The organism is Nostoc cf. commune SO-36 (genome assembly GCF_023734775.1).
GTDB classification, from domain to species: Bacteria; Cyanobacteriota; Cyanobacteriia; order Cyanobacteriales; family Nostocaceae; genus Nostoc; species Nostoc commune_A.
The window spans coordinates 5,591,220-5,607,617 of sequence record NZ_AP025732.1 but is presented as its reverse complement, the minus strand read 5'-3'; the positions used below and the strand labels follow the sequence as shown (position 1 = coordinate 5,607,617).

Sequence of the window (16,398 nt, the reverse complement as noted above, 5' to 3'; positions counted from 1 at the left end):
AAATAACCAGTAAGATGACTATTCAAAATCTGGTTTATAACGAGATTCGCGCTTTGTTTGGGTTAAGCGCAAATTTAGCTGTTCGTGCTTGTGCCAGAGTTGGAGCTAATCGCAAAACTGCCAAACAAAAAGACAAGCCAGTTAAAACATTTAAGCCAACATCGGCTGATTATGATGCCAGAATTTTCTCATTTAGAGAGAAAGACTGGACTGTTAGCTTAACTCTGACGAATGGCAGAGAACACATCAAAATTGATGCTGGTAATTACCAAAGAGGTAAATTAAAAGGCAGAAAGCCAACATCGGCACAACTATGCAAGCATTGTGATGGTAACTGCCACAGGGCGGGGTCATCTCTCCGTTACTAGCAAATATTGCCTTCCACCGGATGGAAGAACGGATTAAGCAATTTGCCGACACTCTACCCACAAAGGGCGGTTTCGGCAAGAGGGACAACAGAAAAGCCCTCACCCTCATCCGGTACACCGATGATTTTGTGATTCTCCACAAAGACATAACCGTTATCCAAAGATGCAAGGAGATTATCTCCAAATGGTTAAAAGGCATGGGTTTAGAATTAAAGCCCAGTAAAACAAGGCTTGCTCATACCCTGAACCAGTATGAGCAACAAAAGCCAGGATTTAACTTCCTTGGCTTTAATATACGTCAATTCTTGGTCGGAAAACAGGGTAAGCGCATCTAATTTTGTAGTTAAAATGACAGATTGTTTTGCACAATTGTGATCTTAAAAAGAAGATTTAAGCATTAAAGACATTCAGTAGTAGGCTAATAATCAAAGCATCTATCTAGCATCAGAGGCAGTCTCATGGCATCAGGTTTAAAATCATAAATTAGGGCAAGCTATCCGTCTCCACTGGGGCGTTGAAAATGGATTGCATTGGAGTTTGGACGTTACGTTCAATGAAGATGCTTGCCGCGTCCGTACTGGTCATGCTCCACAAAACTTGTCGTTCCTGCGACGTATAGCACTTAATGCACTAAATTTAGAGCGCTCGCTCAAGCGTAGTAATCGTCAAAAATCAAATCGAGCTGCTATGGATAACAACTATATGTTGACGATTCTTGCTACTTGTTTATCACACCATCATGATGCTTCAAATGCAGAATCGTTGAATCCTGATACAAAACTTTACATACACAGTTACACTAACTCTCTTAAGCCTAAAATAGTCAACATAACATTATCTCCTCAAACCAATGAACATAACTGATTTCCTGACACATATAAGATTGTAAATAGCGGAATTTATCTAATAGCGTATGCCCCCATTGTTGTGGGATAGATAATATCTGTAAAATTAGATAAGCTATTAAACTAATGTAAATTTGTATAGTGATACCATTGACGTTCTTAGTAATTAATTTGTCAAGTTTTAAGTGCATCTTTAAAAACTTCCACAATAATTCGACTCCCCAACGTAATCGATAAATATTCCTAATTTCATCATCACTAACGGCAGCTTCTCCTAACGCTGGTAAATTAGTAACTTTAGGGTTACTCGGTTTTCGCCTCTAAGTAGGTGGGCGGGAAAATTTATAACTATGTAACGAAAATTTAACCAGAGGAATTAGAGTCAAATTTAATACGTTGTGTACTGTAGTTGCCTTTTTCTCCCCTAGCTTTAACGCCATCCATCACGGCGTAAGCGAGGTCTAACTCGTCATCAAATATTTGCCCACATAGTTCGTCTTTTTTAAGGTGCTGCCACTCCAATTCAATTGGGTTCATCTCGGAGCAGTATGCGGGCAAGAAAAAGATGTACAAACCCATGTTTTCCCACTTTGACCATAACTTTTGCACTTCAAGACATCGGTGTATCGATCCGTTATCCTGCACAATTACCCTAGTGCGTCCAGTTTTTTGAGCTTCAGTCGCTTCAATCTCCATCATTTCGATGTACGATTTACGACTAATCCCACCAATAACCAGACCGTAAACAAAGCTGATTAAAGGTTGAAGAAAGCCGATAATACTTAATCTCCGTCCACGATGCTTAGTTTGCTCTAAGCGTTTTTGCTCACCTTTGAAGTAATAGGTGTAACCTGGTTCGCTCCATACACAAAACCCTGATTCATCTAGATACTTTAGGTCTATTTCTCCAGCCGCAGCAGATAATTCCAACATATCTAGGACTGAAGAGTTTGTTTGCTCGTGCTATCGGGTTTTGCTTGCCTTTGTGACTCTTCCTTGCTCGCTTCCAATTGACCCCCTTTTTTTGAGTACCCGTCTTAATCTGTCGGGACTCAGTTTAATTGAGCGATGCCTGCGGCGGGCTACGCCTACGCGTTCTAATTTTTGTGCGAGTTGAAGACTATTGTATGTACGCGGTTCTTTTTTCAGGCATTCTTCCAAAAATATGATGTCCTCTTCTTGCCATTTTGACTTTCCTCCTCGACCCGGTAGTTCCCAAAGTCCTTCTAGACCTTTGCTTTTCCAGTTGTGTAAAACCTCTCTTACCGTTTGTAGAGTCAAATTAAAGTGAGCAGCTATTTTTTCTACATACCAGCCATGTGCATTTAGCCTAATTATTTCTGCTCGATCTTTTACTTTCTGTGGTACTTCCGCAGTTCTTAGCTGTAACAGGGTTCTGTCTTGCTCACGAGTCAAGAATATCCTTAAACGAGCGCCCATATATTAAGTCACCTCGGTAGATGCATTCTCCGTATTTACTTATCTTTACATAGTTTGGTTTTTTCGTGCCTACCTACTTAAATCACAAAAATTAATTACTCTATAGGCAATAGCCTCATCAGATGCACCAACTTTAACCAATCCAGTTGAGTCCTCAAACTCTAGTTTCCAATTATTTTTTATCCGCAAGACAAAATATTTGTTTTCTTGCACTAATTCTTGAATAAATTTTAATCCAGCAAAGCCCCTATCCATTACCCCAACAGCATTTATTGGGAGACTAGACATCATTTTAGAACCAAATTTATAATCATGAGCATGTCCAAAATTTATGAAATTATCTGAGGGACTTCCAGTAGCTAGATTTAGAGAGCTGAAAAGTTTTACTTGATGGTGTCCTAACACCCATAACAATTTACTGGTCAGAGTAATAATTGTTGAATCTATTGGACAAATCGCATATTTATCGTGTAACTTTTTTTGAACTTTGTTCTGTACTAATTCATTTAATTTTTGGTAAATTTCTTGAAAGGGTTTTTGGCTTCGATGTAAATTTGCTTTAGAAAAAGTAGAAATATCTACCTCATATCCTGTCTTGTTTAACCTGTTAAACAAATCTCGCATACTTGTTAAGCTGTTATCCATAGTATAGGATAACCAGCACTCAAAGAACAGACGACTGTTCAATACTGGATAATCGTTTTTTGGCAGTCCTCTCAAGATACCTTTGACAATTTTGGGAAATTAATTTATAATCACTATCAAATAGATATACTTTAATCTTCTGCCCAAAATTTAACATATTTTGGGCTATTTTTATCGGATTTTTCTTAACATTCAACACTTTTGACAATCACTATATAAAAGACCGGAGTTTTTACCTCCGGCTTTATAGTTTATCAAAACTTAAAACTAATTACTTTCCTGCTGATCTAACCAAGTAATTAAATCAGATACTTCTGAAATGTTGAACAATGCAGCACCTAAAGCTTCGAGTTTCTCAACAGATAAAACTTGAACTCTCTCAATTATGAATGAATTAAGCTTCCCAAAACGTTGATTGAGTAACCGCAAACAAAATGAAACCGCTTCTTGTTGTTTCCCCTTCTGCAAAATATCCTGATAAATTACAGATTCTTGCATAATTTCCTCTCCTAAAAATTGCTGAATTAAATCCTTCTCAAACTTCAAACCTGCTAATATTTCTGTGTAAGCGGCGATATTCTGCCGAGTTCCCCTATCTGAAATTCTAGCAACACTCTGGGCAACCTGCGATAATAACTTTCGGGGTGAATCTGTCTGTGTTAAAGGTGCTAACGGTAATAATGCAGGATTATCTAGAAAGCCCGCTACCCGTGGAAATTACCGAAGATTTGCTTCATAGGTTGCGACTACCAGAAGAATATTGGGCAACATTAACCGCGTGTCGGACATTAGATGATTTAATGGCGGTCAACTTACCAGGGAAGTGGTGCGATCGCATTTTTGATTGTATCGCTGAACCCAATTTTGACCAAGTTCTTAACCAACCCAGCTTTGTTACGGGTAGCACTGATGATTTATTGCGCTTCACTGAAGGTGAGTTGCTGGGATTTTTACTCAAACTCAATCCTGAACAAGAAAAGTTCGTCAGTTGGGCAATCAACGCTTCTGTCCCTACACTGCTAAAAGGTGGCCCCGGAACGGGAAAAAGTACCGTTGCACTTTACCGTGTTCGTGCTTTGGTAGAAATCCTCCAAGCCAACGGAATCGAAAAACCTAAAATCCTATTTACAACCTATACAAATGCACTGGTTGCGTTTTCTCAACAACTTTTAGCAAGTCTGTTAGGCGAAGATATACAGTATGTTAATGTCAAAACTGCTGATGCAATAATTGCGTCAGTCATTTCCCAAAGTACCGGAAAACCCAATATTGCTTCTGGTGATGTCCTGCGAAAAACCATCAAGCAGGCGCTAATCTACGCAATTGATTCTCTAGAGCCAAGACTTGAAATTTGTCGGACGCACAGGAGTACTGCGCGTTAATCACCGCACCACCCGCGAAATTAACGAAGCTGCAATATCTTACTTGGCAAATTCGATTTTAGATGATGAGGAAATGGGGAATAGAGAATTGGGAATCGGAGAAATTTCCCGTTCTCCAAACTAGAGACTATATCCACAATGGCCCACCACCGGCTATCCGTGCCGTAAATAATCCAGGGGATGAAGCAGAATTACTGGTACGATTTTGCAAAAGTAAGGCAAAATTCGCCAACAAAGTAACGGGGATTGGATTGTTAGCTTGTTTTTAATTAATGGACAAAAAGAACCCGCCAAATTACGTGATGAAGCGTGGTTATTTCAACCAGAATTAAGCGTACAATCAGCAGATTTTCAACATCCTGATATTTTTCTCAAGCGACATAAACCGCGTCAGGCTGGTAAGCTTGACCCAGTAATTTATGCTGAAGAAAAAGCGATGGCAATGCTTTATCGCAAACAGGTAGAGTTCGCCATTGGTCATGGGGTAAGCGTTCACGCCCAAACAGCACAAAATACTACAGAATGTGCTGTTAAACTATCTACCAACGTTGTACCTGTCTACGAAGTTCCCAAAACCTCTCCACCTCAAGCAGATGAAATTCCTGAATTGAAGGGATTGGTTTTGGATATGAAAGAACTGGCGCAAACTCCAACCGCAGATTTTATAAGTAGGCTAAATCCCCTGGTAACAGCTTACACAGTCTGGATTCAACAACAAGCACAACGGATTTCTAATCCTAATGAAGGATTGACAGATTACCAAGATGTAGCCGAGGATGCAATTAAAAATTGCGATCGCACTCTTCAACGCATTCAGTCAGGTTTAACACTGCTGCAAACTAACCCGGAAGCAGCCGAAGCTTTCCGATTTATGAATCAAGCCATGCACTTGCAGCGTCTTCGTTCTATTTACTCAGAAGAAGCACGCCAAGGCAAAGCGCCAGAATTAGACAAAATCCCTAATCCTACCTGGTTTCCCTTTCAATTAGCGTTTATCTTGCTGAATTTACCCCGCATAACCGACTTACACCATTGCGATCGGAGTCACGAAACCGATGCTGTTGCAGACTTACTTTGGTTCCCTACTGGTGGTGGTAAAACCGAAGCTTACCTGGGATTAACCGCCTACACCATCGGCTTGCGGAGGTTACAAGGGGTAATTGCGGGACGTTCTGGAGAATATGGCGTTGCAGTCCTCATGCGCTACACCCTACGCCTGCTTACGCTACAACAATTTCAACGCGCCACTACCTTAATTTGTGCTTGCGAATCTATCCGTCGAGACAACCCGGCTAAATGGGGGAAAGAACCATTCCGTATCGGGTTGTGGGTAGGTCAGCGCACTACCCCGAACCACACCGACCAAAGCGAAGAATTTTGCAAACAAGCACGAGGACAGTATCAGCAAAGTGCTAGCGGTTCCCCTCACCAACTCACAAATTGCCCGTGGTGTGGTTCTAAAATCGACCCAGGTAAAAACATTGAAGTCGAATCTTTTAGTAAAGGTCGCGCCCGTACTCTAATTTACTGCGGCGACTCTTTGGGGCGTTGTCTGTTTAGTAAAAAACAATCTTCAACTGAAGGTTTACCCATCCTTGTAGTTGATGAAGAAATCTACCGTCGTTTACCCACGCTGTTGATTGCTACCGTAGATAAATTTGCCCAAATGCCTTGGAAAGGGGAAATTCAAATGCTATTTGGGCAAGTAGATGGTTACTGTGAACGGCATGGTTTTCGGACATCAGATATTGAAGATACTAATTCACATAAAAAAACTGCGTATTTACCCGGTGCTAAAACAATTCACAGCAACCCCCTACGCCCACCTGACTTAATCATCCAAGATGAGTTGCACTTGATTAGCGGCCCCCTCGGTACATTAGTAGGACTTTATGAAACCGCAGTAGACCAACTCTCCTCTTGGGAAGTCGATGGTAAAAAGGTTCGCCCCAAAGTCATAGCCTCTACTGCAACAATACGTCAAGCAGAAACTCAGATGCATAACCTATTTCTGCGGAAAGTACAGGTTTTTCCACCCCAGGGCTTGGATGTGGAGGATAATTTCTTCTCACGCCAGCGAGAACCAAATGAGACTAATCCAGGACGGCGCTATGTCGGTATTTGTGCCACAGGGCGACGGCTAAAAGCTGCATTAATTCGAGTTTATGTTGCTATTCTTGCTGCTTCTCAAGATTTGTATGAAAACAAACAATACGGAAATCGTGCTGACCCCTGGATGACGTTGGTCGGTTACTTCAACTCGATGCGGGAATTAGGGGGGATGCGACGCTTGGTAGATGATGACATTCGCATCCGCCTTGCGAAAATGGATAGTCGGGGACTAGCAAAACGTCTGCGGATTAACTTGGAGGAACTTACATCCCTTAAGGATTCTACAGATATTCCCGTAGTTTGCGATCGCATTGAGACTGCGCTGATGAAGTTGCTTGCAAAAGCGGGTGGTGCAGGGATTCATGTACTGTTGTACACCCAGCGACCTGATAAGAACGTGATTGATCCGTTGATTCGCTCAAACTTTCCAGCCAAGACGGCCTTTGTTACGACTCGCCCTGAAGACAGTTGTATTATCCTTGGAGACGATAAAGACAAGCGTGCGGTTTACTTGCTGGGATACGGAGATTTCTTGTATAAAACAACTGAAGTGCTGCGACTCCAGGCGCTTTATGTAGCTGACGATGAAGACCCTGAATACTTCCAGCAATTACTTCTAGAAGCTAAAAATCAAAACGACCCCTACACAGCTTGACAGTCTGGGTTAGACTTTGATGAATTTGCCGCTAGTTTGTACGGCGAGCGCAATAGTAAGGACATAGGTAAATCTAAAACTACTGCTATTACTAAAACTAAACAGTCCAAAACTGATTTTGAGGGCAGTTTTAACTTTAAGGTACAGCTTGACGAGGAAGCAAGAAACTCAATTTTTAATTTGCATCAAAAAGGCTATCAACTTGATGAAATTGTCAAAGCGGTATTCAATTTATCCCGTCAAGATGGTAGGTCATACAAGAAATTTAGAAATGTTGTTGAGGATTTTTTAAATAGCTTTAAAGAAGATGATATTTGAATTAACGATGCCTTTACCTCCTAGTATGAACGAGATTATTAACCAGGCACGGTCAGGTTGGCAAGCCAGCGCTGGACTTAAGAAGTACTGGACAAACTTACAGCAAATTGCAATCAAACGTGCCACAGATAAAAGTACTGAAAGCAATACTGGGCTTTGTTTTAGGATTCATTTTGTAGTGGGTTTGATCGAAAATTGCTGTAATTGGTGAATTTGTTAAAGAATGTGAATTTTGTTTGGATAGTACAGTTTGGATTGAATTTCATTGGTATCTCAAAAATTTTGCACGAGATAGCGATAACGTAGCTGCTGCCGCCAAGTTTATTATGGATGGTCTGGTTACAGGACGAGCAATTCGTAACGATAACTTGACAGTTATCCAATCGCCTGTAGTTCATTATTATCATCGCAGTAGTGGTGATGACGGTGTGCTGTTGAGACTTTCACAATCACCTGATTTTCTGTTAGATAATTTTATTGTATCTAACCAATTTTCCCGAAATAGCTTAGAAAAGCATAGTCAAAAAATTACATATTTAGTGTCAATTTAACTTATGAAGATATTGGATTTAAAGGATAACAATAATGTTACGTTATAAAGACTACCGTCAGTTAATCGATCAGGTAAATGCAGGCAAGAATATTAACCTATGGGGCAAGCCAAATATTGGTAAGACTCTTACTGTTAAAAACTGTTTACTCAAGGATATTAACTTAGAGTCTGTTTACCTCAATCTTGAATATCCTTTTAGTGTGGATCATCTATTCAACGTTATTCCTATTAGCTTCAGCTTTTACTACCAGCAGGATTGGCAAAATATCATAAGCAACTTATCTGATGGTTATAATAGGCTGCTGGTGATAGATAATTTTGATAGATTGCACTTTGTTAGCGATAGTTTTATCGGCGACTTATTTCGATTACAACAATTAGCTCAACTAGAAAATTTTTCTTTACTATTAATATCTCGGATGCCGCTAGAATATTTTCACTTTCCAGGTTTTGCTAACTATTTTGAAAATTTGGAATTGAACGAAACTAATACTTGGACTTTTGGACAGTAGATATGTAGCTTATAGATATCGTTTTTTGGTGATATCCGCTCCGGGTGGAATGTTGGTTTAAGCAATAAAGCAAGTTCGACTCTTGCTATCACTATTGAGGATGAAATTGTTAATGCAGTTAATAGCGAAGAATTTAGTTCTTGTTATTTGCAAGTGTGTGCTGGGTGTAAGTTACTGCATGGTGCCAATAACATTGTTTGTGGCATTCATGTTCCTTGGCGTTCTCACCCTAAGTTATGTATTGGCTTAGGAACGAGTCACACATGCGTTTGCCCTGAGTCTTTGAGTGAGTATACACTACAAAATCTACTGACGATTACAAGTAATCGTCAGTGTTTACACTTGAATAATATGACATACTCATATAAAAATTTTATACATCTGACTATCTTTATCGATTTAATGTAGTATGATTAATAATCATTAATAAATCACCGAATACAGCCATTGTCTTGGTAAATATGAAACAAATTAAATTCACAAATAGTGCTGGTAAAATAACTGCACTTTTATTTTTAATTACAATTTTACTGACACCTTTTATGGTTGTCAATGCCGGAGAACGTGGGGTATTAATGCAGTTTGGAGAGGTACAAGAAACAGTATTAAGCGAAGGAATACATATAATAATTCCCATTTTAAATACAGTCAAAAAAATCAGTGTGAGAGTTCAAAAACAAGAAATATCTGCTGAAGCTTATTCTAAAGATTTGCAAGATATTTTTACAGATATAGCATTAAACTGGCACGTTATTCCTGAAGAAACCAATATAATGTTTCAAGAAATTGGTGATGAAAAAGACCTAGTTGATAAAATCATAAATCCTGCGGTAGAAGAAGTTTTAAAAGCAGTTATAGCAAGGTATACCGCAGAAGAAATAGTTACTAAACGAGGAGAAGTAAAATCTGGAATTGACAATACATTAATAGCAAGATTGCATGAATACCATATTGCAGTTGATGATATTTCATTGGTTAATGTCAATTTTTCGGATAAATTCAGTGAAGCAGTTTAGTCCAAGCAAATTGCAAAACAAGATGCCAAACGAGCAAATTTTATCGCAATAAAAGCTACTAAAGAAGCAGAAGCTAAGGTTAATTTGGCTAAGGGAGAAGCAGAAATAAACAGATTATTGCATGATAGTTTGACTAATGAGATTTTAGAAAGGCAGGCAATAGAAAAATGGGATGGTAGATTACCTTTGATTATGACTAAGGATGCTCCTAAACTTTTAAATATAAATGATATTTTAAAATTAAAATAATTTGACTATGATGTAGCAATCGGTTTTTATTTCTGTAAGAGTATTCCAACTAAAAATTTAATCAACTACCGAAAAAAAGCTAGGAGTATCGAGAATTTTAAAGTGGATTAATGCCAGAATCAAAAAGGTATAGGCAGTTGAAGAAACTAAACCTGTCAATAGTTCTTTTTTGACGTTATGCTCTTGAGTTTGTTTTTGTAATACATCAATTGCACCTGCTTGCATCAACAGAATACCAATAATATTAGATAACCAGTAACCAATTATAACGCAAGGCATAAGTAATTTAGGAGCAAAAAGACTACAAACATAACCGAAAAAATAAGCAATTGGTAAATTGAATACTAGATCATTCCACCAGCATAATGGTGATAATAAATATCCAATCATTAAGAAAAATCCACCTCTGAGCTTCTGCAATAAAGGTTTGGGTAAATTTTCTGGACTTTGTGATAACAACTCTTGACCACTCTTTTCGATTTCATTCATAACTTGTACAGTAATTTGATCAATTAACCGTACTTTATAATGAAAATTCCAAAAAGTCTAGAGCTAAATAGAAGTTGAAATCCCAAAACTTGGTTAACTATACGTAAAGCTTTTGTATTAATAAACTCTATATGCACATCTGAAAATTTTTATTCTTTAGTGAGTAATTCCTGTTCTTCAGGAAGTAACTTCGTTTCACTCACTAGTTTTTCACTGGTAATATTTGCTGACTGTGATAATGGTCGAATAATAAAACTCACGCCAATTGCCCAAGCGATCGCTACCATCCAACCTGCAATAATGTCACTGGGAAAGTGTACTCCCAAATATAGGCGTGTCCAGCCAATGGCCAAGAGATACACACTACCCAAAATCACCGTTAACCAGCACCAAATACTACCCCAAGTTAAAACTACCAAAAGAGTAATCAACGTCATACTCGTCATAGCATGACCACTGGGGAATGAATAATCAAACTCTGGAGCAACTGAAGTCCACAAATCAGGACGTACTCTATGCCAAAATTCTTTGGCTGTGCGGTTGATCGTAGCACTACCAGCAGCAGTAATCAGTAAATACGTGAGCGATCGCCAGCGACGTTGCACTAGTAAAATAAGTGCGATCGCACTCAGAACAGGTAACACAGTCCGAAAAGAACCCAATTTTGTCACAATTGTGGCGAATACATCTAACTGTGGCTGTGCTAGAGAGTGAACAGTCACCAGAATCGGTAAATCCCAAGGGAAACCACCCTCGTTGTATCGCACCTCTAACGCCAGCAGCCCAAAAATTTGCAGTGGTAAATATATCCCCACGAACAGCAGCAACAGAGAACGCCAATAGGTAATTAACAACTTTTGCACAAACCCGATAGGCGATCGCAACTTTGGCGTTTGTTGATTTTCATTGTTGACTTTTTCTAACTCTGGCATATTAAGTACGGCAGAAGCTTGTTATTAATGTAGTTTTTTGAAATACTACTATATTCTTCTTACTGAAATCAAAATCTTTGTTATTAATCGTTTTTAGAAAAAATTATTTATTTTCTTGTGTTTATTTATACATTAGTTTTGCATCACTTTGCAAAAACATAGACTTTTACTATTTTTGATTTTAAAATACGGTAAGTCGGTCAGTATTTAGTATTTGATGAGATTTTTTCAGCAGCCATTCAAAACTTGCAGTTACATGAAACGTTCTGCACACCAGCGTTACAACCAGTCTTTTAGTTTCAGTTAAACCAAGACGCATTTGCAAAACCCCGGTTAAGGACAGGAGTATGGATTTTTTATTATTGCCTCTCTTCAGCTTTCTAGTTGGTATTATTGTTGGTCTGACAGGAATTGGTGGTGCTTCTCTCATCACTCCAATGTTGATTTTTATTTTTCAAGTACCACCTGCTGTAGCAATAAGTTCTGATGTAGTGGCAGCGACGTTAATGAAAGTCGTTGGTAGCATCAAACATTGGCAGCAAGAAACCCTCGATAGAGAAGTAGTTAAATGGCTGGCTTTGGGGAGTGTTCCTGGTTCTTTGTTGGGAGTAGGGATAAGCTAATCAGCATTTAAGCTGCATAATATATAAATGCAGAGCCGATTGAAAAAAGTATGCCACCACCAGCCAAAAACTTTTTAATTTTAGAACAAGTTACTCAGTTACAGCAGGCTCTTAAGGAGAGCGAACTACCGCACGTAAGGGAAAGAATTTTAATTATTCTGCTCCAAAACGATGGCAGAACACAACAAGAAATTTCTAGATTTCTAGGTTGTTCCCCCAGAACTGTTGCATATTGGTGTATGCATGGAGATCCAGATAACCTAGAAAGTTTACATAATAAACGAGAGTATGAGCATAACCGAAAAGCCACGCCTGAATATATTGAACTGTTATTAAAAACAGTTGATATAGAACCATCAGATTTTGGTTATGAATTTGGTCGATGGACAGCAGAAAGATTAGCAACATATTTAACAGAACAAACAGGAATTGATTTAAGTAGTTCTCAAGTTAGGAGGATATTAAAGCGAAAAAAGTATAGTTATATTTGGGCTAAGTATGATTTAGAAGATAAACAAGATCCTCTAATTAGAGCAGAATTCCAAGATAAACTTGCCCAATATTTGGCAATAGCAAGAGAGCAGCCAGAGCGGATGCAGGTGTGGTTTTGGGACGAGAGCGGTTTCAGTTTACGGGTAATACGTCGGAAGAATTGGGGTAAGCGGGGAAAACGCAAAAATCTTACAGGACAACGACGGCGTGGCCGGGTAAATGTGATGGGAGGAATTCGAGAGGGAGATCGAAAGCGGGTATGTTTTTTTATTAAAAAAGGTGAGGGAAATATTTTCTATGCACTCAACCACAAACTACCACCTGCTAATTTTAGAGGGTCTGGTGCTAAAAAAGTGTTCAGAGGATGCACATCTAAAGCGTATTCTTGAGGAATCAAGACATCTTCTAAAATTAGGTCGTGGCTACCAGTAGCTCGCATCCCTAAATGATCCCAAGTTTCGATAATCCTCACACCAGAAAGGTCACGCGAGACAAGAAAACTACCTACTCGTGGTTCCTCTTCATCTGTCTGCGCCCAAACGACGAAATAACTTAAGATCGGACTGCCCGTAGTGTATTGCTTGTGACCAGTTATCAGCCAGCCACTATCTGTTTGTTTGGCAATTGTGGCTGGTAATCCACCTCTAGCGGGTGTACCTAATTCTGGTTCCACACGGGCAGCATTGAGTAAAGCAATACCTGTAACTGACTCCCGACACAGCCGCTCATAAACTGCGGGATGCCAACGACGAGTCCGGGCTGCATTACTATGTTGTAAGTAGTGCATGGTCAACACCAAAGCTGTAGAAGCATCACCACTGGCTATCTTTTCAATTACTTGACAGACGGTAGAGTACCCTGCATCTTGTCCACCAAATTCTCTGGGAACTGTGAGACTTAACAGTTGTGCTTGGTGGAGAGCCTGAAAATTCTCAAAAGGGAAAGAACTGTCGCGATCGTGGATGGCTGCACGAGTGGCAAAATCAGCCGCCAGCGACTCGGCAAGCTTAAACAAATCAACAGATACTGCTGTATTAGCTTCTAAAACAGGTGATTGTGACATTTTGCTCAATTCCTACCTACTGGAGACAGTGCTAATTGCATTTGGCGATATCTTCATTAAAACTACTGTCCCATAGTTGTTTGACATCAACTTGTGAAGGAATTACACCCGCTTGGAAAAAAGTATCAGCAACCTGTTGTTGAGATGCGGTAAGCGCTAGCTATGCCGTCAGGCTTATCGCTTTATCAGAAACAGGAAGTAATCCTGGAGGACGCTGTTGTTGTCCTTCTATGGCATCCTGGTAAACGATCGCTTCCTCAACTTTGATGTTATCGGGGTAACTCTTCGACCATTCCTTGAGATGAGATTCCCACCATGTTTAAGTTTTTTATAATCGACAGAGAAAATTAGTTCAGCAAATCTGGTTCTTCCTCGATAATCCTTTCATAGAGTGGCTGAAAGCTAAACCAACCCCTAGAATCAGTTCCCACCTGACTGTGTGTTAACGTCGCAATTTCATCGTCAATAGGAACAGGTTTACCTGCTGCTTCTGCTAAAAGTTGCGCTTGAGATGAACGTTCAAAGGAGATATACCACCAAGCAGCTGCATCGACTGTTGACCCCGCAGTTAAAAATCCATGATTTTTCAGGATCACAGCTTTCTTATCCCCCAAAGCTTCAGCAATTCTTTTCCCCTCAGAAGTATCTAAGACAACACCTTTGTAGTCATCAAATAGGGCATGGTCTTGATAAAAGATACAAGCATCTTGAGTTAAAGGATCAAGTAGACGACCCAGACTTGACCAAGATTTACCATAAAGAGAATGAGCGTGAGCCGCCGCCACTATATCAGGACGCGCCTCATGAATCTGGGAATGAATCGCAAAAGCTGCCCGATTCACAGGCGCGTTCCCTTTAACAACTTCCCCATGACTATCCACCAAAATGAGGTCAGAAACACGGATATGACCGAAGTATTTCCCCAAGGGGTTAACCCAAAAATGGTCAGTAAATTCTGGGTCACGGGCTGTAATATGTCCTGCTATTCCTTCACTGAAGCCAAAACGGCCAAATAAGCGAAAAGCCGCAGCTAAGTGTTGTTTACGGTAAAGGCGTTCATCTTCGACTCGTTCAAAGACTGGCGGTTGAGGTCTGTCGAATTTTGGCATATTTTATTAATTCGTAATTCGTAATAGTCTTGGTCATTAGTAGCAATGACTAAGGACAAATGACTAATGACCAAATCGGCGGGCGGCTATTCTTCTCATCCCTTGAAGAGAAGGGATTCACGCCGATTTTTGTTAAGGCGCATTGGAGTACCCAGAGCGAAAAGACTGAATACTTTGTTGTTCTGGATTATACTTATTTCTCAAAATGCTGCCAGTATCATTTCCCATAACATGAATTGAGATGGCTGGCGCAAATACCGTAGTGGCTTTCACAGAGTGAATATCTCCATCAGGAGGCAACAAACGGTAAATATCACCACGTTTTACTTGATACGCACCAACAATTTCTAACTGAGCAAGGGACTTGCAAGAAAATAAAGTACCAGCTAAACAGGGACAATAGTAATATCCCATTTGGGTAATGTTTCAGAACGCTGCCATTGGGGTTGGTATTGTTCTAACTCTTGCGAGAGAACCTTGATTCCTTTGTGATATGTGGTTTGAACCAGATGTACAATGGGAGCAATTCCTTTCCAAGTCATATTGGCGGCCCATTGTGCTGCGGCGGCAACAGAATCTAAAATCGCACCATTCCAATAGTTCTCCAAGGCAGCCCAACACCGCTCTATTGGATTGTACTTGCTATGGTAAGGGGGATAATAAATCAGTCGAATTTTTAAATTAATTGCACAAGACAACTCAACCATGCGTTTGATAAATTGTGTGCGGTTACTGCGAGTAGCGGCACCGCCATCAAGATCAATCACCCACTCATCAAGTTCCAGGTAATTGTGTTGATTCTCATGCCACCAAGCGGTTAAACAATCGACGATAAAATCACTGGTTTCCGCCGACTGACCCAAGTAAATCGATAGCTGGTCATTATGTGTATTGAGAATGCCAAAGGGAACTAAGACTGATGACCACTGTGTATCGTGGTCATCAGCAGCTTTCGCCTCCATTGTCCGAGCTTTACCGCCTCTAGAAAGGTTGCCAATCTTCACCTTAGCTTTAGTATCTATAGACACTCGCAACGATTTGGGGTTTTCATCTGATGCCTGATTCTCCCGGAACACATTCTCGAAAATGGCATCAGTTTGCGGAATCTTTTTCAAGGGTTTCGTTTTTTGTGTTTTTTTAGGCGATACCCTAAGCGATTGAGAATTTCTCCACAAGTTTGACGAGATGGCAATTCGCTCTCGTTATAGCCATGAACACTTACTAATGCTTCTCTTACTGCTCTGGCACTAATGCGGGCATACAGAAAGGTCGATTGAAATTTAGGGTCGGCTTGAGCTTGAGCATCCACCAATGAACGAATATCTGCTTCTAAGTTGGGCAATACCTCAATACTATTGTGTCGTCCCCTTGCCTGATAATTCTCTACACAGACTATCCCCGTCCGCCTTTCATGCAAGCCGAGTTGCACACTCTGGCGATTCCATCCCATAACGGTTTCTGCAATGCGTGCTGAACTATCGAAGTAATCTTCGGTAACTTTTGCCATGAAATCTCGTTTGCGATTGCTAGTCAGTTTCTGTGCTGCATCTTTAAAGGTCGATTTGATGGTGTCGGTGAGCATGAATTGAGGGATT

14 protein-coding genes and 8 pseudogenes are annotated in these 16,398 nt (G+C 40.0%); 12 read left to right on the top strand and 10 right to left on the bottom strand.

Annotated features, from left to right (window positions below):
- The first annotated feature begins 14 nt into the window (after positions 1–14).
- The 3 genes and pseudogenes from ANSO36C_RS25545 to ANSO36C_RS35055 all read left to right on the top strand — a co-directional run.
- Positions 15–368, top strand: a complete 354-nt coding sequence (locus ANSO36C_RS25545) for a hypothetical protein (protein ID WP_251956820.1) — start codon at positions 15–17, stop codon at positions 366–368.
- Between the two features lie 20 nt (positions 369–388).
- Positions 389–703: a reverse transcriptase domain-containing protein gene (locus ANSO36C_RS25540; RefSeq protein ID WP_251956819.1), complete on the top strand. Its 315-nt coding sequence runs from the start codon at positions 389–391 to the stop codon at positions 701–703.
- A 148-nt stretch (positions 704–851) separates the two neighbouring features.
- A pseudogene (locus ANSO36C_RS35055) lies at positions 852–1,085 on the top strand (ISAs1 family transposase); the annotation flags it as partial.
- Between the two features lie 106 nt (positions 1,086–1,191).
- On the opposite strand, the pseudogene ANSO36C_RS25530 reads toward ANSO36C_RS35055, so the two are convergent.
- The 4 genes and pseudogenes from ANSO36C_RS25530 to ANSO36C_RS34475 all read right to left on the bottom strand — a co-directional run.
- Positions 1,192–1,509 (bottom strand): annotated as a pseudogene (locus tag ANSO36C_RS25530) (transposase); the annotation flags it as partial.
- 232 nt (positions 1,510–1,741) lie between these two features.
- A pseudogene (locus ANSO36C_RS25525) lies at positions 1,742–2,653 on the bottom strand (IS630 family transposase); the annotation flags it as partial.
- Between the two features lie 78 nt (positions 2,654–2,731).
- Positions 2,732–3,388: pseudogene (locus ANSO36C_RS25520) on the bottom strand (transposase); the annotation flags it as partial.
- Positions 3,389–3,565: 177 nt separating this feature from the next.
- Positions 3,566–3,796: a DUF4351 domain-containing protein gene (locus ANSO36C_RS34475; RefSeq protein ID WP_323374505.1), complete on the bottom strand. Its 231-nt coding sequence runs from the start codon at positions 3,794–3,796 to the stop codon at positions 3,566–3,568.
- 182 nt (positions 3,797–3,978) lie between these two features.
- Between ANSO36C_RS34475 and ANSO36C_RS25510 the strand changes: the two genes are divergently transcribed.
- From ANSO36C_RS25510 to ANSO36C_RS25480, 7 genes and pseudogenes are all read left to right on the top strand, one after another.
- A complete protein-coding gene (locus ANSO36C_RS25510; protein ID WP_251956817.1) occupies positions 3,979–4,680 on the top strand; it encodes a UvrD-helicase domain-containing protein in 702 nt (233 codons plus the stop codon).
- A 62-nt stretch (positions 4,681–4,742) separates the two neighbouring features.
- Positions 4,743–4,949: a hypothetical protein gene (locus tag ANSO36C_RS25505; RefSeq protein ID WP_251956816.1), complete on the top strand. Its 207-nt coding sequence runs from the start codon at positions 4,743–4,745 to the stop codon at positions 4,947–4,949.
- Positions 4,940–7,447, top strand: a complete 2,508-nt coding sequence (drmA, locus tag ANSO36C_RS25500; protein ID WP_251956815.1) for a DISARM system helicase DrmA — start codon at positions 4,940–4,942, stop codon at positions 7,445–7,447. Before ANSO36C_RS25505 ends, drmA begins: the two co-directional genes overlap by 10 nt.
- 36 nt (positions 7,448–7,483) lie before the next feature.
- On the top strand, positions 7,484–7,765 hold the full coding sequence (locus tag ANSO36C_RS25495) for a hypothetical protein (protein WP_251956814.1): 282 nt from the start codon (positions 7,484–7,486) through the stop codon (positions 7,763–7,765).
- A gap of 236 nt (positions 7,766–8,001) precedes the next feature.
- A complete protein-coding gene (locus ANSO36C_RS25490) occupies positions 8,002–8,316 on the top strand; it encodes a hypothetical protein (RefSeq protein WP_323374504.1) in 315 nt (104 codons plus the stop codon).
- 34 nt (positions 8,317–8,350) lie between these two features.
- Complete coding sequence (locus tag ANSO36C_RS25485) at positions 8,351–8,830, top strand: ATP-binding protein (protein ID WP_251956813.1); 480 nt, start codon at positions 8,351–8,353, stop codon at positions 8,828–8,830.
- A 461-nt stretch (positions 8,831–9,291) separates the two neighbouring features.
- A pseudogene (locus ANSO36C_RS25480) lies at positions 9,292–10,095 on the top strand (prohibitin family protein).
- A 57-nt stretch (positions 10,096–10,152) separates the two neighbouring features.
- Here the strand turns inward: ANSO36C_RS25480 and ANSO36C_RS25475 are convergent.
- Positions 10,153–10,584: a hypothetical protein gene (locus ANSO36C_RS25475; RefSeq protein ID WP_251956812.1), complete on the bottom strand. Its 432-nt coding sequence runs from the start codon at positions 10,582–10,584 to the stop codon at positions 10,153–10,155.
- Positions 10,585–10,733: 149 nt separating this feature from the next.
- Complete coding sequence (locus ANSO36C_RS25470) at positions 10,734–11,516, bottom strand: phosphatase PAP2 family protein (protein WP_251956810.1); 783 nt, start codon at positions 11,514–11,516, stop codon at positions 10,734–10,736.
- 347 nt (positions 11,517–11,863) lie between these two features.
- Here ANSO36C_RS25470 and ANSO36C_RS25465 point away from each other — a divergent pair.
- Both ANSO36C_RS25465 and ANSO36C_RS25460 read left to right on the top strand, forming a co-directional pair.
- Positions 11,864–12,133 (top strand): annotated as a pseudogene (locus ANSO36C_RS25465) (TSUP family transporter); the annotation flags it as partial.
- A 56-nt stretch (positions 12,134–12,189) separates the two neighbouring features.
- Positions 12,190–12,930 (top strand): annotated as a pseudogene (locus ANSO36C_RS25460) (IS630 family transposase); the annotation flags it as partial.
- On the opposite strand, the gene ANSO36C_RS25455 reads toward ANSO36C_RS25460, so the two are convergent.
- From ANSO36C_RS25455 to ANSO36C_RS25440, 4 genes and pseudogenes are all read right to left on the bottom strand, one after another.
- Entirely contained in the window at positions 12,927–13,694 is a 768-nt protein-coding gene (locus ANSO36C_RS25455) for an acyl-CoA dehydrogenase family protein (protein WP_251956809.1), read from the bottom strand. The pseudogene ANSO36C_RS25460 and the gene ANSO36C_RS25455 overlap by 4 nt on opposite strands.
- Positions 13,695–14,041: 347 nt before the next feature.
- Positions 14,042–14,803: a class II aldolase/adducin family protein gene (locus ANSO36C_RS25450; RefSeq protein ID WP_251956807.1), complete on the bottom strand. Its 762-nt coding sequence runs from the start codon at positions 14,801–14,803 to the stop codon at positions 14,042–14,044.
- Between the two features lie 132 nt (positions 14,804–14,935).
- Positions 14,936–15,217, bottom strand: coding sequence for a hypothetical protein (locus tag ANSO36C_RS25445; protein ID WP_251956805.1), 282 nt, complete (start codon positions 15,215–15,217; stop codon positions 14,936–14,938).
- Positions 15,190–16,253: pseudogene (locus ANSO36C_RS25440) on the bottom strand (ISAzo13 family transposase). The gene ANSO36C_RS25445 and the pseudogene ANSO36C_RS25440 overlap by 28 nt, the downstream one beginning before the upstream one ends.
- Between the last annotated feature and the right edge of the window lie 145 nt (positions 16,254–16,398).